The organism is Tepidibacter hydrothermalis, assembly GCF_029542625.1.
In the GTDB taxonomy this organism is placed as follows: domain Bacteria; phylum Bacillota; class Clostridia; order Peptostreptococcales; family Peptostreptococcaceae; genus Tepidibacter_A; species Tepidibacter_A hydrothermalis.
This window is the reverse complement of the sequence record NZ_CP120733.1, coordinates 2991785-3010594: the sequence shown is the minus strand read 5'-3', so window position 1 is coordinate 3010594 and position 18810 is coordinate 2991785. Positions and strand designations below refer to the sequence as shown.

The window sequence follows — 18810 nt, the reverse complement described above, 5'->3', positions numbered from 1 at the left end:
ATGAAAAATCTAAAAATAACTGTATTGAGAACTGCTACAAAATATATAAGTAAGGTAGCTGAAAACACATCTAATGCTGCGTGCCATGGTATTTTATACCAACCAAAAACACCAAAAAAATTACAAAAATAATATACAGCCTGTACATTTTATATGTACAGGTTTTATATTCTAAAGAGGAAATGGAGATGGGACAATGGGGATTAATGTTCTTATATGTGATGATGATAAAGTGGTAAGAAATCATATTGTAAAAGTAGTAAGTAAGCTTAAGGATATAGGATTTATAAAAACAGCGGAAAATGGATTACAGGCTATTCAAGGAATTAAAAAAGGGGATTTTGATATTATTGTAATTGATATAGATATGCCTCATAAAAATGGTATTGATGCAGCTAAAGATATATTTAATATAAATCCAGATGTATATATAATATTTGTAACCGGTTTCAAAGAATATGCACTTGAGGCTTTTGGAGTGTATTCTTTTGATTATATACTTAAACCATTTAATGAAAAAAGACTTACATTAACTTTAGAAAAAGCTATAGATGAAATAAATTTAAAGAAAAATGCTAAGGAACTTTCTAATGATGAAGAAAAGTTTATATTTAAAAAAGATAGAGATAGATATATAGTTAATTTGAATGATATAATCATGTTCGAAAAAAATGGGAGATTAACTACTATATATACTTCTGAAATGAAAGAAGATTTCTATGAATCTTTTTATGATATAGAGGAAAGATTATCATCTAACTTTTTTAGATCGCATAAATCATTTATAGTAAATATAGATAAAGTAAATAAAATATTACCGTACAATAAAACATCATTTGAAGTATCTTTTAAAAAATGTGAATTGAAAGCCTTGTTAAGTAAAAGAAATGAAATAAAGTTTTTGAATGAATTATATTTAAATAAAAAGAAAGTAATATAAAAACTTATTGTTTATAAACAATAAGTTTTTATATTATAAAGAAAAAAACGAAAAGTCAGAAAACTCTAAAAAAATACACTTTCATGTCTTAGCCATAGAGATTTTATGACATGAAAGTATCTCTACGAGCTTGTACCATAATTTGTAATGAAATAATTGCTGGTGTAGTATATAAAATAAAAGATAAGGAGGGGATGGGGTTAACTGTAGTTATTACATAAAATTATTTAAAATTTGAAATGGAGGTATTGTTGATGAAAAGAAAAATAACTTCAATTGCATTATCGACAGTGATGACTGGCTCTATGTTATTCGCACCAGTAGCTAACGCTCAAGATGTGACTCCAAATAAAATAGTAGTAAATGAAAATGTTCAAGTAGAATCTACAGAAGAAAATTTAGTTGATGAGGTTAAGGAAGAGGCTAAAGTTATAAAGGAAGAAGTAGAGAAAGAAGAAGTGAAGAAAGAGGAAGTAGAGAAAGAGGAAGTGAAGAAAGAAGAAGTAGAGAAAGAAGAAGTGAAGAAAGAAGAAGTGAAGAAAGAAGAAGTAAAGAAAGAAGAAGTAGAGAAGGAAGAAGTGAAGAAAGAGGAAGTAGAGAAGGAAGAAGTGAAACAAGAGGAAGTTAAGGAAATAGCTAGATTGGAAGAAAAAAGTGGATTGGAGTTTATTGAAGTTGAAAATTCTGCTAAGACATCTATAGATATGGATGGTGTAGTAGAGTTCTTTGAACAAAATAAAGAGACATTTAAAATAGATAATCCTAGAGATGAGTTTGAGATGATAAGTAAAAACACTGATAAAATAGGAAATACTCACATTAAACTGCAACAGTTGTATAAAGGTAACCCATTATATGGTAAAGAGTACGTAGTTCACTTTGACAAAGAAGGATCTATATATGCTATTAATGGTAAGTTAGATAATGCGATATATGATAAAGTTTCAAGAAGAAGTAAAAGATCTATGGGAATAGACCAAACTACAGCTATAGAAGCTGCAAAAACAGAAGTAGGAGCAGAAAAGTTAATAAATGAACCAGAAGTTAGTAAGTATTTATACGATTTAGATGGAAGATATGTTCCTGTTTATGAAGTTAGATTAGCAGTTGCAGAACCAGAACTGGCAGATTGGAAGATTTTTGTTAGTGAGACAAATGGAGCAATTTTAGAAAAAAATAATAGGTTAGCTACTGCTAATGTAAAAGGATCTGGAATAGGTGTATTAGGAGATGAAAAAGAGATAGGTCTTAATTATAATAGAGGTAAGTATGAAATGAAAGATGCTGTAAGTTCAACAACAAATATAATAACTTATGATGCAACAAATGTACCTACTCAATGGGGAGATTACTGGGCATCTCTTTATCTACCTGGAGATTTAATGATAGATAAAGACAAGCAATTCGATGCAGATAATCAAAAGGCAGCAGTAGATGCTCATAAATATGCAAGTTATGTATACAAATATTACAAAGATAATTTTAATAGAAACAGTATCGATGGTAAAGGCATGGATATAATATCTTCAGTTCACTATGGAAAGAATTATTCTAATGCAGCTTGGGTTGGAACTCAAATGATTTATGGAGACGGTGATGGAGTAGAAGCAATTGCTTTATCTGGATCATTAGATGTAGTAGGTCATGAAATAACACATGGGGTTACAGAACACACAGCTAATCTTGAGTATAAGGATCAGTCTGGAGCTTTAAATGAATCATTCTCAGATGTGTTTGGAGCTTTAATGGAGTTTGAATATCAACCAGAAAAAGCCGATTATCTATTAGGAGAAGATATATGGACACCTAATAATCCAAATGATGCATTAAGAGATATGGCAGATCCAGGAAGTGATAAAGCGTATAGAGCACAACCAGCTCATATGGATGATTACTTAAATACAACACAAGATCATGGTGGAGTTCATAGCAATTCTGGTATACCTAATAAAGCAGCATACAATGTTATGCAAAGTGTTGGACATGAAAAAACTGGTCAAATATACTATCATGCACTTACTAATTATTTAGTAAAAACATCTGATTTCCATGATGCAAGACTTGCTTTAATACAATCAGCAAAAGATTTATATGGAAATAATAGTAGCGAAGCAAGAGATGTAGCACAGGCATTTGATTCTGTAGGCGTATATTAAAATATAATTTTCTGTTTGAAATAAAAAGAGTCTATACATTATGTATAGACTCTTTTTATTATATCTTTTAATTCGTCGTGAGTTAAAGTTTCATTTTCAAATAGATGATTAGATACTAAGTGAAGTTCTTCAGAATGTTTTTTTAGAAGGTTTAGTGTCTCTTGATAACATTCTTTGATTATAGAATTTGATTCATTTTGAATTTTATTTACCATTAGGTTTTTATAATTTCCTTCAATTGTACTGGAGCCTAATGAACTCATACCATATTCACAAATCATTTGATCTGTAATAGAGCTTACCTTTTTCAAATCATCTTTAGCTCCTGTTGATGTATGGTTAAATATTAATTCTTCAGAAGCTTTCCCAGCGAGTAGGATTTTAATTTTGTTGAGAAGTTCTTCTTTAGTGTGTATAAACCTATCTTCATCTGGAAGCTGAAGTACATAACCTAAAGCTTGGCCTCTAGGAACAATAGATATTTTTTGAATCGGATTTATTCCAAGAAGGTTGCTTATAAGAGCATGACCAGCTTCATGATAAGATACTATTTTCTTTTCTCTTTCTACTAACTTACTATTCTTACTTTCAAGTCCAGCAAGAATTCTTTCAATAGCATCATCAAAATGTTGCTTATTTATAGTTGATTTGTTTTCTCTTACAGCCATTATAGCAGCTTCATTTGCTATATTAGATAAGTGAGCACCACTAAGGCCGTGTGTTTTTTTTGCTAATTCTTCAAGATTTACTGATTCTTCTAAAGGCTTGTTTTTTGTATGAACTTTTAGAATTTCATGTCTTGTATAGCAATTTGGATTTCCTATATATATATGTCTGTCAAATCTTCCGGGTCTGAGTAACGCTTCATCTAATAAGTCTAATCTGTTTGTTGCACCTATGATTATCACATTTGAGTCTTTGTTGAATCCATCCATTTCAACTAAAAGTTGATTTAAAGTTTGATCTTTTTCGTTGTTACTTTCTAGATGTCTTTTTGCTCCTATAGCATCTATTTCATCTATAAATATGATGCTTGGAGATTCTTTTCTAGCTTTTTCAAATAGTGTTCTTACTCTTTTGGCACCAACACCGACATATTTTTCTACGAATTCTGATCCAGTTGTATTAAAAAAAGCTGAATTAGTTTCGCCGGCAACAGATGCAGCAAGTAATGTTTTTCCTGTTCCAGGAGGGCCGTTGAATAAGACACCTTTTGGAATAGTAGCACCCATTTTTTTGTATTTCTCTGGGTTTTTAATAAAATCTACTAATTCAAATAATTCTTCTTTTACTTCATCAAGACCAGCAACATCTTTAAAAGTAGTTTTGGGTTTTGAAAAAGTTCCATCATCTTTACCAGTATCTTTTTCCATCTTACTTTGATTAAAAGCGAATACTGGCATATTAATTTTTTTAAATATTTCTTTAATCATACTCATAATGTAACACCTCTAAATGTTAGGTTATTTTGTAGTTATTTTTAGTTTCTCCTAAAAGTGTAAGATTATTAATTGTTAATTTTACCATTAGAAAAGTAAACAAGTTTTTCTCAAAAATTCAAGTTGAAAATTTTGAAGTTTATAATAAAAATCAAATTAGTTTTATAATACTATTATTGATATTTATTTTTTATAATATACAATTAAAAAAATAAAAAAAATATTGACACGTTAGATTAAAAATGATAATATAATTAATGTTAAATGAAGTAGAAGTTATCCACTTCTCACCTTGCTCTTATGGTTGTAGGGTTAATAACTAGATTTTTGATCTTGGTTATGTTGAGTATATACGGATAGCTTGTGCTATGCGTTTTTTTTATTTTAATCTATAATATAGATAAAATTTTATTTAATATAAATTTTATTATTTTAATATTATTTGGAGGTGTCTAACTATTAAAGAGCTACCAATTAATGAAGAGATAAGAGACAGGGAAGTAAGACTTCTATCTCAAACAGGTGAGCAGTTAGGAATAGTTTCAGCTAGAGAAGCACAAATAATGGCTAATGAAGCAAATGTTGATTTGGTTAAAATATCACCAAATGCAAAACCGCCAGTGTGTAAAATTATGGACTATGGTAAGTTTAAATACGAGCAGTCTAGAAAAGAAAAAGAATCAAGAAAAAAACAAAAAACAGTAACTGTAAAAGAAATAAGATTAAGACCATCAATAGAAGAAAACGACTTGAACACTAAAGCTAAGCAGGCTATTAAGTTTTTAACAAAAGGTGATAAAGTTAAAGTAGAACTTAGATTTAGAGGAAGAGAAATGGGCCACAAAGATGCAGGATTAGTGGTTGTTAAGAAGTTTTTAGATATTGTTAAAGAAGTTGGAACACCAACAAGACACCCTAAATTTGAAGGGAATAGATTGGTTGTAACATTAGATCCTAAAAAATAATTATACTTTGAGAGGAGGAAATTAGCATGCCAAAAATGAAAACTCACAGAGGAGCTGCTAAGAGATTCAAAGCTACAGGAACAGGTAAATTAAAGAGAGCTAAAGCTTATAAGAGCCACATATTAACTAAGAAGAGTGCTAAGACTAAGATGAACCTTAGAAAAGCAGGAATAGTAAGTGTTGGAGATCAAAGAAGAATATCAAGATTATTACCATACCTATAAAATAAATATCTAAACAAAGGAGGTCGCAAAAAATGGCAAGAGTAAAAAAGGCAATGAACGCGCGTAAGAAGCATAAGAAAATATTAAAGCTTGCAAAAGGATACAGAGGATCTAGAAGTAGATTATTTAGACCGGCTAATGCATTTGTAATGAAAGCATTAAAGCATGCTTATGTAGGAAGAAAGCTTAAGAAAAGAGATTTCAGAAAGCTTTGGATTCAAAGAATAAATGCAGGAACTAGAATGCACGGATTATCTTACTCTAAATTCATAAACGGATTAAAGTTAGCTAATATAAACATAAACAGAAAAATGTTATCTGAAATGGCTATAAACGATGCAGAAGGTTTCAAGCAATTAGTTGAAACTGCTAAGCAAAACTTAAAATAATAAAACAAAATCCTTAGATTTTATCTAAGGATTTTTTTATTCTATAGGAAAATGTATCATTCTTTGTTTTGTGGATAACTTATTGAAAAGGATATACTTGCAACTATTTTTGAGCAACGGAGCCTGAAAGGATCGTTGGCGACATGAGTCACTGCGTTAGCGAGTAGACGAATTTTTTATAACGAATAGGAAATTATATTCATTTTTAATTTATGCATAAATATAGTTTTCGTTCTGAATTTCAAAGAAAGTCTACCTTTAAAATCTTTAAAGGTAGACTTTCTTACTTTAAGTTATTATTTTAAATTGTGAACTGTATTATAAATATTATCAGATTTCATTATTGAAGACATTACTGCAACTCCATTTGAGCCAGATTCATATACTTTTTTTATATTAGTTTCGTTGATGCCACCTATACATATTATAGGAATTTCAACATTTTGTTTTATTTTTTTTATAAAATCTGTACCTCTAGGTTCGAGCCCTTTTTTACAATCTGTTGGGAATATATGTCCTGCTATTATGTAATTGGCTCCTAGGTTTTGAGCTTGTATGGCTTCTTCTACACTGTGTATAGAAACCCCTATTATTCCATCAAAATCAGGAAGTTTATTTTTAATACAGTTGAATCCTGTGTGAAAGCCATGGCATTTCAAATCTCTAGCAACATCCAAAGTACCATTGATTATAAGTGGAACGCTCTTTTTATCTGCTATTAGTTTGATTTCTTTAGCTATGTTATAAAGTTCATCATAACTGAGATCTTTTTCTCTAAGTATTATACTATCGATTCCTGCATTCACACACTCTTCAATTACTCTAAATATATTACCATCAGGTATTAATTTTCTATTGGTTACAAGATGTAACATTTTCATTATCATCCCTTAATATATTAATATCTTGACCGTCTAATATTTTGTTCATATTTCTCATAGAGCACATTTTTCCGCACATTGTGCAACTATCTTCATGCTTAGGCATAGATTCTTTTCTAAACTTTCTAGCTTTTTCTTCATCTATACAAAGATCAAACATCTTTTCCCAATCTAAGTTTTTTCTAGCTTCACTCATTTGATAATCCCAATCTTTTGCGCCTTTAATACCTTTTGCTATATCTGCTGAATGAGCTGCAATTCTTGTTGCCATTATACCTTCTTTCATATCCTCTAGTGTAGGTAGTCTTAAATGTTCTGCAGGTGTTACATAACATAAAAAGTCAGCTCCACAACTTGCTGCTATAGCTCCTCCAATGGCACTTGTTATATGATCATATCCTGGTGCTATATCAGTTACAATAGGACCTAAAACATAGAAAGGAGCACCGTGGCATAATTTTTTCTGAAGAAGCATATTAGCTTTTATATCATTGATAGGCATATGTCCAGGACCCTCAATTATAACTTGAACATTTCTTTCCCATGCTCTTTTTGTAAGTTCTCCTAAAATAATAAGCTCTTCAATTTGAGATGCATCAGTAGAATCATTGATAGAACCAGGACGACAAGCATCACCAAGACTCAAAGTAACATCATATTCTTCGCAAATATCTAAAAGCTTATCAAAGTACTCGTAAAATGGGTTTTCTCTATTGTTAAGTTCCATCCATGCGAATAATAAAGATCCACCTCTTGAAACTATATTAGTAAGACGCTTATTTTTTTTGAAAGTATCACAAGTTACTTTAGTAAGTCCAGCATGAATAGTTACAAAATCTACACCATCTTTTGCATGTTTTTCAACAACATCTAAAAATTCTTGAGCTGTTATATCTTGAAGCTCTCTATCATAAAAGCCAACAGCATCATACATTGGAACAGTTCCTATCATTGCTGGTGATATTTCAACAACTTTTTTTCTGAATTCTTCTGTTTTACCAAAAGAACTAAGATCCATTATAGCCTCAGCTTTAAGATCAATTGCTTTTTTTACTTTCTCTATTTCGGGTTCTATATTTGGACAGTCTTTTGATATTCCTAAATTTACATTTATTTTAGTTCTAAGACCTTCGCCTACACCCTCAGCGCTTAAAGATTTGTGGTTTTTATTAGCTGGAATGGCAACTTTACCATTAGCTACTAAATCTCTAAGTAAATTTACATCAATATTTTCTTTCTCAGAAACTATTTGCATTTCCTTAGTTATAATTCCTTTTTTTGCAGCATCCATTTGAGTTGTATAATTCATATTAAAAACCTCCCATAATTTTATATATGTACCCAATCTTTAAAAATAGGTTGATAACCTTTTCTTTCGAGTGATATTGCAACCTCTGAAACACTTCTTGTATCTGATATTTCAAATTGACTAGAACTTTTATTAGACTGAGAATGTCCTCCAACCTCAGTACAAACTCCTGCAGACAATTTAGTGACTCCAAGAGGAATAAGATTTTCTCTAAAACTTTCACTTTCTCTAGTTGAGATATTTATACCAGCATAAGGCATGAATAACTTAAGAGCTAACATTATTTGAACTAAATTTTTATCATTCACATCATGTAAATCCATAAAACTTCCTACATGTGGTCTTATTCTAGGAAGAGAAAAACTAATTGATACATCTAAATATTTACTTTGAAGATAATATCCGTGAAGACCAGTCATGAAAGCCTCGATTCTAAAATCGTAAAGACCGAGTAAACATCCTATACCTATAGACCTCATTTTAGATTTACATCCTCTCTCTGGAGCATCGAGTCTGAATCTATAGTTTTTCTTAGGGCCTGCGATATGAACCTTGTCATAAATATCTTCGTTGTATACTTCTTGGTATATAGTAAGAGAATCTACACCGGCAGATATTAGTTCTTTATATTCATCTTCTTCAAGAGGATAAATTTCAATACATATGGAATCAAAATATTTTTTAAGTACTTTAACACAGTCTTTTATATAAGAAATAGGAGTTTTGGATTTAGATTCTCCAGTTAAAATTAATATATGTTTAAGACCAGTCTTAGATATATTCTTAGCTTCAATTTCAACTTCTTCAAGAGTTAATTGTTTTCTATCTATATCATTTTCAACATTAAAGCTACAGTATGCGCATTTATTAGAGCAATGATTAGCTAAATACATTGGTGTATATAAAATTATAGATTTTCCGAAATGTTGTAGTGATAATTTATTTGATTTAGCTGCCATTTGTTCTAAGTGTTTTTCGGCAGTAGGAGATAACAGTCTTAAAAAATCAAATTTATCCAACTTGTCTTTATTTATCGTATTTAATATATCTTCATCGGTTGTATTCTTGAAAAAACTATCAAAGTCAAAATCTTTATATTTTAAGTATTCATTATAAAAGCTCATTGACTACTCATCTCCTTGTAAAAAACCTGTAAGAGGAGAAGAGGCACTAGCGAATTTTTTGACTGATCCTAGTTTTGCAAGATATGCTTTTCTTCCAGCGATTACAGCATTACGAAAAGCATCGCCCATCATAACAGGGTCACTTGATGATGCTATAGCTGTATTTACAAGAACTGCATCTGCACCCATCTCCATTGCTTGTGCAGCTTGAGAAGGTTTTCCAATACCTGCATCAACAACAATAGGTATATCGATTTCATCTATCAAAATTTGTATCATCTCTTCAGTTCGAATTCCTCTATTAGTTCCTATAGGAGAGCCGAGTGGCATTATAGCACTAGCACCAGCATCAACCATTCTTTTGGCATCCATTAAATCTGGATTCATATAAGGAAGAACTACAAAATCTTCTTTTGCTAATATATCTATAGCTTTAATAGTTTCATAATTATCTGGAAGAAGATATTTATTATCAGAAATAGCTTCGATTTTTATCCAATTACCACACCCTGCAGCTTTTGCAAGTCTTGCTATTCTAACTGCTTCTTCGGCATTTCTAGCACCAGAAGTATTAGGAAGTAAAATACAGTTTTTATTTATGTAATTTAATATATTCTCTTTTGGAGAATCTAGATTAACTCTTCTTAAAGCCATTGTTATAACTTGAGATTTAGAAGAATCTATAACTTTAGGTAATATATCGTTTGAAGAATATTTTCCTGTTCCTATAAACAACCTGCTATCTAACTTGGTGCCACCTATTTTTAATTTATCCATAATAACCCCCTTAAATTTCTTGTTCATCTAGAATAAGCCTTAAAACCATATTAGCTTGATGATTAGCAGCGATTCCAACTCTTGGAGCCATAAGTCCGCATCCTGGCTTTGATTCTGATTTGTTATCACCAACAATATATAAATTATCTTTTATTTTTTGAGTGATTATTGAATTTGATGAAAAATATCCTGCTAATCCAGAAGCTGCGACTATTTTCTTTTCTGGCATTTCAGAGAGAATAGTGTTTACTAAAGTTGCTTTTGAATTAGGATTATCGAATGCTTCTACTATAATTTCAACATCTTTAAATGTATCTTTTATATTGTTTTTATCTATAAATATATTTTGTGTATAAACATCTACGAATGGATTGCACTGATGGATGATATCTTTAATAGCATCTGTTTTTCTCATTCCAATATGTTTTATAAAATACTGTTGTCTATTTAGATTGCTAGGTTCTACTACATCAAAATCAAATAAAAGTAATTTCCCAATACCTATTCTAGCTAGTGATACAGCTATATTAGACCCAAGACCGCCAAGACCTGCGATTGCTACTTTGGCTTTTTTTATTTTTCCATGAACGTTAGGAGTATGCCTTGATACCAAAAGATGTTCTAATTCTTCTTTAGATGGTTGTTCACCTTTTTTTATAAGTGTTATATCATCGGATTCATTAAGCTTTGTATCTTTATTTATAATAAATCCATTTAATATTATTACATCAGCATCTTTTTTTATAGAATCTCTAACGTTATAAGCGGTGGCATTTGATTTTATGTCGTGCTTTTTTTTATTTACGTATATTTTCAATCTTAACCACCTCCAACAAAATTGATTATTTCAACCTTATCGTTTTCGTGAAGACTTGTACTCTCATATTGATCTTTAGGGATTATATTTAAATTTACTTCAACTACAATGGTTTGTGTATTTAGATTAAGATTTAGTATAAGGTCCTTAACTGTCATATCTTTATTGAAAGACATTTCATCTCCGTTAACAATCATATTTATGCCTCCTTTCGGCAATAAAAAAAGGTGCAAATCCCAGAAAAAGGATTTGCACCTATATATTTACATATTAAAATATATACACATACACTTCCCTACGCTGGCATTATCCAGATCAGGTTAAGGGTCAAAGACTTATGGGTCTTAATCTCAGCTGGCCTACCAGCACCCCTAGCAAAAACTATTTAATTTAGGTTCATAATAACACATTAATAAATATTGTTCAACAATATAATTCAAAAAAGTTTAAAAGTGACAGTGAAAGTATAAATTTCCTATATAAGGTAAATAATAAAAAAAACAGCTTGAAGGAGGGGTTATATGAGAATTCCAAAACATATAGGGGTAATACCTGATGGTAATAGAAGATGGGCTCAAAATAACGGTATGAGTAAGGAAATGGGATATGATGAAGGGTTGAATCCTGGGCTTGAATTATTTAGAACTTGTAAAAAAATGGGTGTGAAAGAACTAACATATTATGGTTTTACAGTGGATAATACAAAAAGACCATCTGTTCAAACTAAAGCATTCACTAAAGCTTGTGTAGATGCTGTAAAGATGCTTGAAAATGAAGATGCTTCTTTATTGGTTGTAGGAAATCATAAATCACCTATGTTTCCAGAAGAATTAAAAGAATATACTACAAGAAAAGATTTTGGAAAAGCAGATATGAAGGTAAATTTCTTGGTGAACTATGGATGGAATTGGGATCTTGGAAATTTAAAATTTGATGAGACTACTACTAGTAGGAATAAAATAATAGAGAATATAAATTCAAAAGATATATCTAGACTAGACCTTATAATAAGATGGGGTGGTAGAAGAAGACTTAGTGGATTCTTGCCAGTTCAATCTATATATGCAGATTTTTATGTTGTTGATGATTATTGGCCTGATTTTAAACCGGGACATATAAATGAAGCATTGAATTGGTATGAAACTCAAGATGTAACTCTTGGTGGTTAATATATGGTGCGCAACTAAGTTGCGCACTATTTTTATTTTTTGCATAAAAAGGAATGATTTTACAAAATAATATTTACAAATATTGGATGGGTGTGTTATTATACATGTGTACTAAGTGTATTAATTGAATTAATACACTCTGGAATGACTTTGAGAAAGTAGGTGGTAGATTGATTAATATAAACAGTAGAAGTAGTAAACCTATATATGAGCAAATAATTGATGGAATCAAGGAAAATATAATGAAAAAAATATTAAGACCGAATGATAAAATACCATCTGTAAGAGAGCTAGCTTCTATGATTACAGCAAATCCAAATACTGTATCTCGTGCTTATAAGGAACTCGAAAGGCAGGGGTTTATAGTTAGTATAAAGGGAAGAGGAACCTATGTTGCTGATGATTATGAGCCTGATGTAGATTATCAAAAGATGAAGAAGATTAAAGGACAGATAAAAAATATCATAATAGATATGCACCATATGGGGATAGGCGAATCTGAACTTATAGAAATTATAAAAGAAGTTTATTTGGAAATAGATAAGGGGTGATCATATGATACAAATTCAAAATATAACAAAAAAAATAGGAAATAAAATGGTACTTAAAGATATTGAATTAAACATTGAAAAAGGTAGTATATTTGGATTGATAGGTGAAAATGGAGCTGGAAAAACTACATTGATTAAGTGCTTAACAGGGATTTACAAAGTAGATGTAGGAAGTGTGAAAATAGATGATGAAGAGGTTTTTGAGAATAATAAAATAAAACAAAAGATAGGATATGTTGCAGATCAAAATAATTATTTTACTTATTTTAAGATAGAAGAGATAATCGAGTTTTACAAAAGAGCCTATGATAAGTTTTCCGTTGAAAGATTTGAAAGACTAAATGATATATTTAAAATATCTAAAGAAAAGAAAATTAAGGATTTATCTAAAGGGATGAAGATGCAACTATCACTTATGCTAAATTTTAGTATTAATCCTGAAGTTTTGATATTAGATGAGCCAACCTCTGGACTTGATGCTGTAGTTAAAAAGAAGGTTATAAAAATATTAATAGATGAGGTTGCTGATAATGGGACTACTGTATTTATATCATCGCATCATCTAGAAGAAATTGAGAGAATATGTGACAACATAGCAATAATCGAAAATGGTGAAATAAAGTATGTAAACTCTATTGAAAATATGAAAGACAGTATAAAAAAATTACAAGTATTATTTGAAGAAAAAGCTCAAGATGAAATTAAAACGTGGGATGAGGTATTATGCGTGGAATCTATAGGTAGAATAACTTACATAATAGTAAAAGACTACTCAGAAGAATTACAACTAAGACTTAAAGATAAAGGTGCTAAATTTATAGAAGAAATAAATTTGAGTTTAGAAGATATATTTATATACTCTGTAGAGGAGGAGTTAGAAAATGAAAAATGTATTTAATAAAGCTTTATTATACAAGGAAGTTAAAAGTGCAAAATGGATTACTTTAATTATGGTAATTTCTATATTTACATACAAGACTATGTATTTAATGAACTATGAAAGGAGGTTGAAAATATTAGAGCATGTAAGAACTCCTCAATTGAAGCCGCATTTATTCAACATATCATTTTTTAGTACTAATGGAGATCAAGTTATAATGCTATTAGCTGTTATTCTATTGGCTACTATTTTATTTAAAAGTGAAAGACAGACTGAAACTTATTCTTTTATAGCATCAATGCCTTTTAAAAGAAAGGATATAATAAAAACTAAGTGGTTTGTTGGAAGTTGTAGCATTTTTATTTCTTTTTTTATAAATGCTATATTAATAAGCATAATTTTTCACACTAAATATAAAAATATAGCTATAGAAGACTCCAGTTATATTATATTTCAGTGGGCACTTATAAATATATTGACTTATATAAGTATATTCACTATGATATTGTTTACCCAAACTCTTATGGGTCAAAATGTTGCAGCTAGTATAGTTGGAAGTATAGTTATGTTTTTCCCAACTGGACTTTTGGAAATGATTAGACAAATTTTAAGGGTTAATTTTATATATTCATATTGGGCTGATTCGATTGGAACAAAGCTAGTAGAGTTTACTCCATATTTTATAAATACAGTAAGTTGTACATATATACCTTCTGGTAATGAATCGGATTTATATAATAATTATTTTTATGAATATCAAAATTATTTTACAAAAATAGTAGTATTAATAATACTTATTGTATTGTTTTACAATTTAGCTATATATATTTATAAAATTAATAAGCTTGAAAATAGTGGTAACTTAATTATGTTTTCTTCTTTAGAACCTGTATTTAAATGGGGATTTAGTATATGTTTTGGCCTTTTTGTTGCAACGATAGTTAGTTCTTCGTTTGATGGCCAAAATTACAAAATTATAACAGGTAGTTTATTAATTATAGGAAGTGCTGCGGGGTATTTTATATCTAGAAAAGTTGTACGTTCTTTATCTGTTTCTTAGATTTTGGTTGATATTTAATGGTAAATAAAGCTTAGTGTCATAAAAATGAGAATAAAATCAGAATATAACAAAAACTTAAAAGATTCTCAATAACTTATACTCTGTGTATTTATATGCATTTTTTTGATATAATATGTAAAGAGTGTTAAAATTTTAGAAAACTAGATTAATTAAATCTAAGACAATACAAAACAATCTTACGGAGGTATTATAAATGAGCTTTAAATTACCTAAATACAAAAAACCAAATTTTGAACAAGAGTTTTTAAAGAATGCACCAAATGTTACAACTGTAGAAGTTGTTAAAGAGGGTGTTGCACCAGATAATTATCATGGAACTACAATCTACCCTGAATACTTAAGAGTTGATGGGAAATGGGTTTTAGCTAAAGAAAGTAGAATGGACTGTGTAATGACTGTAACTGAAGACAACGATGTTGCGGTAAAAGAGTTTAGAAACTTACATGTTGGAGATAAAGTTATAGTTGGAAGAACTGAAGATGCTAGCGAAGGAATCTATGTATATACTGAAGGTTTTAATTCTGATGAGGAAGAAGAAGAAGAGACTTTTGCATTTAGAGCTGGAAGATCTAGAGAAACTGCATATTCTAAAGATTATGATGATTTATATGATGCTTTAAGATATGAAAAAGAAAATGGATATATAGTTTGGGTATTAGGACCTGCTGCTGTATTTGATAAAGATTCAAGAGAAGCTATGCAAGTTTTAATAGAAAATGGATATGCTCATGCATTCTTAGGTGGAAACGCAGTAGCTACACATGATTTAGAGGCTGCTACTATAGGAACTGCTTTAGGACAAGATATATATACTCAAAAATCTATGAAGGATGGACACTACAATCACTTAGATTTATTAAACAAAGCTAGAAGAGCTGGATCTATAGAAAAGCTAATAGAAGAAGAAAATATAGATAATGGACTTATATATTCTTGCGTTAAAAATGATGTGCCTATAGTACTTGGAGGATCTATAAGAGATGATGGACCTCTTCCTATAGTTATCGGAGATGTATATCAAGCTCAAAATGAAATGAGAAAGCATACTAGAAAAGCTACAACTGTTATATGTCTTGCAACTCAACTTCACTCAATAGCAACTGGTAATATGACTCCATCTTATACAGTTGTAAATGGAGAAGTAAGACCTGTATACATATACAGTGTTGATGTTTCTGAGTTTGCAGTTAACAAGCTAAGAGATAGAGGAACTCTAGAAGTTAGTACTATAGTTACTAATGTTCAAGACTTCTTAGTTAATTTAAAAAATAATTTAACTAAATAGATATATCAAAAACCGATAGTTTTTTAACTATCGGTTTTTTTTTATCAATTTACAGATAAAAAGTATGAAAATAATAAGTGTTATTTCTTGAAAATGAAAAAATGATTAAATAATTTAAGTTATACTAAAAAATGTGTTTTTAAAATATGAAATTAATGTTATAATTTAATCAAGGATATATTGTGAAATTTTGTATATATCTGAAGAGATAGTTTTAGAAAATATAAAAAATGGAGGAAATAATATGTTATACCTTAATGAACACGATATAAAAGAAGCTGTTTCACTTGATGAAATAATGGACGCTATAGAAAAGGCTTTTCATATATATGAAAAAGATGCGTTTTTTATGCCAGATAGAATTCATATAGATAAGGATCAAAATACATTATTGTATATGCCTTGTTTTAGTGAAAGTATATTTGGAACTAAAATATTAACTCTATTTCCGGATAATCCAAAAAAGAACGAACCTGTAACTAATGGACTTATGTTATTAAATGACAGAGAAACAGGAAAACCAGTATGCATGATTAATGGTGCGAGTATAACTGCTTATAGAACTGGAGCAGTTGGTGGTGTTGGAATAAGATATACATCTCCCCAAAATGTAAAGAATCTAGGAGTAATAGGAACAGGTGTACAAGGATTTTATCAAACTTTATATGCTTGTAAGGCTAGAAACTTTGAAAAGGTTACTGTATTTGATGCTTATTCTCAAAAGCTTCCAGAATTTGTTCTTAGACTTCAAAAGGAACTTCCAAATGTTGAGATTATAGCTGGAGATTCATCTGAAGAAGTTGTTAAAAACTCAGATGTTATAATTACAGCTACACCATCTACTGAACCTGTAATTCCAAATGATAAAGAATTATTAAAAGGAAAGCACTTTATAGCTATAGGGTCATATAAACCTACTATGCATGAATATCCACAAGCTATATTTGAGATTATAGAAAATTTATACATAGATACAGAATTTGCAACAGAGGAATCTGGAGATATAATAACTCCTCTTGAAGAAGGCTGGATAAAAGAAGCTCAGATCAAGCCTTTTATAGATCTAGTTAATGGTAAAAAATTAGAGGAAGAGACTACATTGTTCAAATCAGTAGGTATGGGATTATTTGATGTAGTTGTTTCAGAACTTATATATACAAAAGCAAAAGAAAAGGGATTAGGACAAGTTATTAATCTTTAAAAATTGACTAAGAGGAGTGAGTTATATGATTAAAGAAATACCTAGTATATTTAACGATGTAATAGGTCCTGTTATGAGGGGACCATCTAGTTCACATACAGCAGCAGCTTTGAGAATAGGTAAGATTGCAAGACAGATGGTTAAGGGAAATCTTACTCATGTTATAAATGATTTTAATAAAGATGGTTCACTTGCAACTACTTACCATGGCCATGGATCTGATATAGGAATTGCTGGTGGAGTATTAGATTTTGAAGCGAATGACTCAAGACTTGTAAATTCACTTGAAGAAGCTAAATCGGCTGGAGTTGAAGTTACATTCAATATAATAGATTATAAGGCAGAGCATCCTAATACTTACAAAATGACTATGAAGAGTGATATTGATGAGACTGTAAGTTTAACAGCTATATCTGTTGGCGGTGGAATGATAGAGATACAAGATGTAGATGGTATTGAAGTTTCTATAAAGGGAGATTTTTATGAAACGCTTGTATTTTTTGATAATGTAGATTGTGAAATACTTAATAAAAAATGTGAATGTATAAAAGGTATTATAAATGATTTTGACTATTGCACTACATCTATTAATAACAAAAAAGGTTTAGTAGTTCTTAAGACTCAAGAAGAAATTAATAAAGATGTATTAGATAATATAAAAAATACGAGTGGTGCTTTAAACATAATATCACTTAACCCTGTACTTCCTACTATGTCACATAAAGATTGTGAAGTTCCTTTTTTAACTAGTGAAAAAATGCTTGAAGTAGCTAAAAAAGAAAACTTAGAGTTATGGGAAGCAGCACTTTTATATGAAAGTAAAAGAGGTAATATATCAAAGCAAGAAGTATTTGATAAGATGAAAGAAATAGTTAATATAATGATAAATTCAGTTGAAGAAGGTCTTAAAGGAACAGAATACGAAAATCGTATATTAGGACCACAGTCATGGATGATAGAAGAGGCACAAAAACAGAGTAAGCTAATACCTGGAGATGTTTTAAATAGAATAATAGCATCTATAACAGCAATAATGGAAGTTAAAAGTTCTATGGGAGCTTTCGTAGCAGCACCAACTGCTGGATCGTGTGGAGGACTTCCTGGAACTATAATAGGAACAGCTATGCAATTAGGAAAAAGTGTAGATGAAATTACTAAAGCTATGTTAGCAGCTGGAATGATAGGAATATTTATAGCTGAGCATGCTACTTTTGCAGGTGAAGTTGGTGGTTGTCAAGCAGAGTGTGGATCAGGCTCTGGAATGGCAGCAGCGGGGCTTGTACAACTTGTAGGAGGAAATATTATACAATCTGTAGATGCGGCTTCAATGGCGCTTCAAAGTGTTTTAGGACTTGCATGTGATCCTGTTGGATCAAGAGTTGAAGTTCCGTGTCTTGGAAAGAATGTTTTAGCTGGTACTAATGCTCTTTCAAGTGCAAATATGGTTCTTGCTGGATTTGATAAAGTAGTTCCTCTTGATGAAACTGTTACAGCAATGGATCAAGTTGGTAAAATGATTCCTGTAGAACTTAGATGTACAGAACTTGCAGGATTATCAATTGTAGAAACATCAAAGAGAATAAATAAAAAAATAAACTAACTAAAAAAAGATAACTTAAAAT

Annotated in this window: 20 protein-coding genes, 1 riboswitch and 1 other annotated feature; of the genes, 13 read left to right on the top strand and 7 right to left on the bottom strand. The window is 30.1% G+C overall.

Annotated features, from left to right (window positions below; translation table 11 throughout):
- The 3 genes from P4S50_RS14205 to P4S50_RS14195 all read left to right on the top strand — a co-directional run bounded on the left by P4S50_RS14205 (position 1) and on the right by P4S50_RS14195 (position 3096).
- Positions 1-132, top strand: coding sequence for a cyclic lactone autoinducer peptide (locus P4S50_RS14205; protein ID WP_277731458.1), 132 nt, complete (start codon positions 1-3; stop codon positions 130-132).
- A 64-nt stretch (positions 133-196) separates the two neighbouring features.
- Positions 197-940: a LytR/AlgR family response regulator transcription factor gene (locus P4S50_RS14200; protein ID WP_277731457.1), complete on the top strand. Its 744-nt coding sequence runs from the start codon at positions 197-199 to the stop codon at positions 938-940.
- Between the two features lie 254 nt (positions 941-1194).
- Positions 1195-3096 carry a M4 family metallopeptidase gene (locus P4S50_RS14195; RefSeq protein ID WP_277731456.1) on the top strand — a complete coding sequence of 634 codons (1902 nt, stop codon included), beginning with the start codon at positions 1195-1197 and terminating at the stop codon, positions 3094-3096.
- Between the two features lie 38 nt (positions 3097-3134).
- Here the strand turns inward: P4S50_RS14195 and P4S50_RS14190 are convergent, their stop codons facing one another.
- Positions 3135-4529 carry an ATP-dependent metallopeptidase FtsH/Yme1/Tma family protein gene (locus tag P4S50_RS14190; protein ID WP_416390160.1) on the bottom strand — a complete coding sequence of 465 codons (1395 nt, stop codon included), beginning with the start codon at positions 4527-4529 and terminating at the stop codon, positions 3135-3137.
- Positions 4530-4796: 267 nt separating this feature from the next.
- Positions 4797-4923: a sequence feature (ribosomal protein L20 leader region), on the top strand.
- Between the two features lie 49 nt (positions 4924-4972).
- Here P4S50_RS14190 and infC point away from each other — a divergent pair.
- From infC to rplT, 3 genes are read left to right on the top strand one after another with little or no spacing between them, the layout of a single operon-like run.
- On the top strand, positions 4973-5500 hold the full coding sequence (gene infC, locus P4S50_RS14185; protein WP_277734752.1) for a translation initiation factor IF-3: 528 nt from the start codon (positions 4973-4975) through the stop codon (positions 5498-5500).
- A gap of 26 nt (positions 5501-5526) precedes the next feature.
- Positions 5527-5724, top strand: coding sequence for a 50S ribosomal protein L35 (gene rpmI / locus P4S50_RS14180; RefSeq protein WP_277731454.1), 198 nt, complete (start codon positions 5527-5529; stop codon positions 5722-5724).
- A 32-nt stretch (positions 5725-5756) separates the two neighbouring features.
- Positions 5757-6113 (top strand): 50S ribosomal protein L20, encoded by a 357-nt coding sequence (gene rplT, locus P4S50_RS14175; protein WP_277731453.1) that lies wholly within the window; start codon positions 5757-5759, stop codon positions 6111-6113.
- Between the two features lie 296 nt (positions 6114-6409).
- On the opposite strand, the gene P4S50_RS14170 is transcribed toward rplT, so the two are convergent.
- The 6 genes from P4S50_RS14170 to thiS are packed head-to-tail and all read right to left on the bottom strand — an operon-like array spanning position 6410 to position 11218.
- Positions 6410-6994, bottom strand: a complete 585-nt coding sequence (locus P4S50_RS14170) for a thiamine phosphate synthase (protein ID WP_319023188.1) — start codon at positions 6992-6994, stop codon at positions 6410-6412.
- Complete coding sequence (gene thiC / locus P4S50_RS14165) at positions 6966-8303, bottom strand: phosphomethylpyrimidine synthase ThiC (RefSeq protein ID WP_277731452.1); 1338 nt, start codon at positions 8301-8303, stop codon at positions 6966-6968. Before thiC ends, P4S50_RS14170 begins: the two co-directional genes overlap by 29 nt.
- A gap of 20 nt (positions 8304-8323) precedes the next feature.
- Complete coding sequence (thiH, locus tag P4S50_RS14160; RefSeq protein WP_277731451.1) at positions 8324-9427, bottom strand: 2-iminoacetate synthase ThiH; 1104 nt, start codon at positions 9425-9427, stop codon at positions 8324-8326.
- Positions 9428-9430: 3 nt separating this feature from the next.
- On the bottom strand, positions 9431-10204 hold the full coding sequence (locus tag P4S50_RS14155; RefSeq protein ID WP_331489621.1) for a thiazole synthase: 774 nt from the start codon (positions 10202-10204) through the stop codon (positions 9431-9433).
- 10 nt (positions 10205-10214) lie between these two features.
- Positions 10215-11021, bottom strand: coding sequence for a sulfur carrier protein ThiS adenylyltransferase ThiF (gene thiF / locus P4S50_RS14150; RefSeq protein ID WP_277731450.1), 807 nt, complete (start codon positions 11019-11021; stop codon positions 10215-10217).
- Between the two features lie 2 nt (positions 11022-11023).
- Positions 11024-11218 (bottom strand): sulfur carrier protein ThiS, encoded by a 195-nt coding sequence (gene thiS, locus P4S50_RS14145; protein WP_277731449.1) that lies wholly within the window; start codon positions 11216-11218, stop codon positions 11024-11026.
- A 78-nt stretch (positions 11219-11296) separates the two neighbouring features.
- Positions 11297-11404, bottom strand: a riboswitch (TPP riboswitch).
- A gap of 138 nt (positions 11405-11542) precedes the next feature.
- Here thiS and uppS point away from each other — a divergent pair.
- The 7 genes from uppS (at position 11543) to P4S50_RS14110 (ending at position 18788) form a co-directional block, all read left to right on the top strand.
- Positions 11543-12190, top strand: a complete 648-nt coding sequence (gene uppS / locus P4S50_RS14140; RefSeq protein ID WP_277731448.1) for a polyprenyl diphosphate synthase — start codon at positions 11543-11545, stop codon at positions 12188-12190.
- 170 nt (positions 12191-12360) lie between these two features.
- On the top strand, positions 12361-12741 hold the full coding sequence (locus P4S50_RS14135) for a GntR family transcriptional regulator (protein ID WP_277731447.1): 381 nt from the start codon (positions 12361-12363) through the stop codon (positions 12739-12741).
- A gap of 4 nt (positions 12742-12745) precedes the next feature.
- Positions 12746-13639, top strand: a complete 894-nt coding sequence (locus tag P4S50_RS14130; RefSeq protein ID WP_277731446.1) for an ABC transporter ATP-binding protein — start codon at positions 12746-12748, stop codon at positions 13637-13639.
- Entirely contained in the window at positions 13623-14681 is a 1059-nt protein-coding gene (locus P4S50_RS14125; RefSeq protein WP_277731445.1) for an ABC-2 transporter permease, read from the top strand. The genes P4S50_RS14130 and P4S50_RS14125 overlap by 17 nt, the downstream gene beginning before the upstream one ends.
- A gap of 214 nt (positions 14682-14895) precedes the next feature.
- Positions 14896-15987 (top strand): putative NPN-dependent ornithine cyclodeaminase, encoded by a 1092-nt coding sequence (locus P4S50_RS14120; protein ID WP_277731444.1) that lies wholly within the window; start codon positions 14896-14898, stop codon positions 15985-15987.
- A gap of 244 nt (positions 15988-16231) precedes the next feature.
- Positions 16232-17188 (top strand): ornithine cyclodeaminase family protein, encoded by a 957-nt coding sequence (locus P4S50_RS14115; RefSeq protein ID WP_277731443.1) that lies wholly within the window; start codon positions 16232-16234, stop codon positions 17186-17188.
- A 25-nt stretch (positions 17189-17213) separates the two neighbouring features.
- Positions 17214-18788: an L-serine ammonia-lyase, iron-sulfur-dependent, subunit alpha gene (locus P4S50_RS14110; RefSeq protein WP_277731442.1), complete on the top strand. Its 1575-nt coding sequence runs from the start codon at positions 17214-17216 to the stop codon at positions 18786-18788.
- The last annotated feature ends 22 nt before the right edge of the window (positions 18789-18810 follow it).

Excerpts from the sequence above, each read along its gene's own strand:
- P4S50_RS14205 (WP_277731458.1), top strand. The coding sequence starts at position 1 with ATGAAAAATCTAAAAATAACTGTATTGAGAACTGCTACAAAATATATA.
- P4S50_RS14200 (WP_277731457.1), top strand. The coding sequence starts at position 197 with ATGGGGATTAATGTTCTTATATGTGATGATGATAAAGTGGTAAGAAAT.
- P4S50_RS14195 (WP_277731456.1), top strand. The coding sequence starts at position 1,195 with ATGAAAAGAAAAATAACTTCAATTGCATTATCGACAGTGATGACTGGC.
- P4S50_RS14190 (WP_416390160.1), bottom strand. The coding sequence starts at position 4,529 with ATGATTAAAGAAATATTTAAAAAAATTAATATGCCAGTATTCGCTTTT.
- rpmI (WP_277731454.1), top strand. The coding sequence starts at position 5,527 with ATGCCAAAAATGAAAACTCACAGAGGAGCTGCTAAGAGATTCAAAGCT.
- rplT (WP_277731453.1), top strand. The coding sequence starts at position 5,757 with ATGGCAAGAGTAAAAAAGGCAATGAACGCGCGTAAGAAGCATAAGAAA.
- P4S50_RS14170 (WP_319023188.1), bottom strand. The coding sequence starts at position 6,994 with ATGAAAATGTTACATCTTGTAACCAATAGAAAATTAATACCTGATGGT.
- thiC (WP_277731452.1), bottom strand. The coding sequence starts at position 8,303 with ATGAATTATACAACTCAAATGGATGCTGCAAAAAAAGGAATTATAACT.
- thiH (WP_277731451.1), bottom strand. The coding sequence starts at position 9,427 with ATGAGCTTTTATAATGAATACTTAAAATATAAAGATTTTGACTTTGAT.
- P4S50_RS14155 (WP_331489621.1), bottom strand. The coding sequence starts at position 10,204 with ATGGATAAATTAAAAATAGGTGGCACCAAGTTAGATAGCAGGTTGTTT.
- thiS (WP_277731449.1), bottom strand. The coding sequence starts at position 11,218 with ATGATTGTTAACGGAGATGAAATGTCTTTCAATAAAGATATGACAGTT.
- uppS (WP_277731448.1), top strand. The coding sequence starts at position 11,543 with ATGAGAATTCCAAAACATATAGGGGTAATACCTGATGGTAATAGAAGA.
- P4S50_RS14130 (WP_277731446.1), top strand. The coding sequence starts at position 12,746 with ATGATACAAATTCAAAATATAACAAAAAAAATAGGAAATAAAATGGTA.
- P4S50_RS14125 (WP_277731445.1), top strand. The coding sequence starts at position 13,623 with ATGAAAAATGTATTTAATAAAGCTTTATTATACAAGGAAGTTAAAAGT.
- P4S50_RS14120 (WP_277731444.1), top strand. The coding sequence starts at position 14,896 with ATGAGCTTTAAATTACCTAAATACAAAAAACCAAATTTTGAACAAGAG.
- P4S50_RS14115 (WP_277731443.1), top strand. The coding sequence starts at position 16,232 with ATGTTATACCTTAATGAACACGATATAAAAGAAGCTGTTTCACTTGAT.
- P4S50_RS14110 (WP_277731442.1), top strand. The coding sequence starts at position 17,214 with ATGATTAAAGAAATACCTAGTATATTTAACGATGTAATAGGTCCTGTT.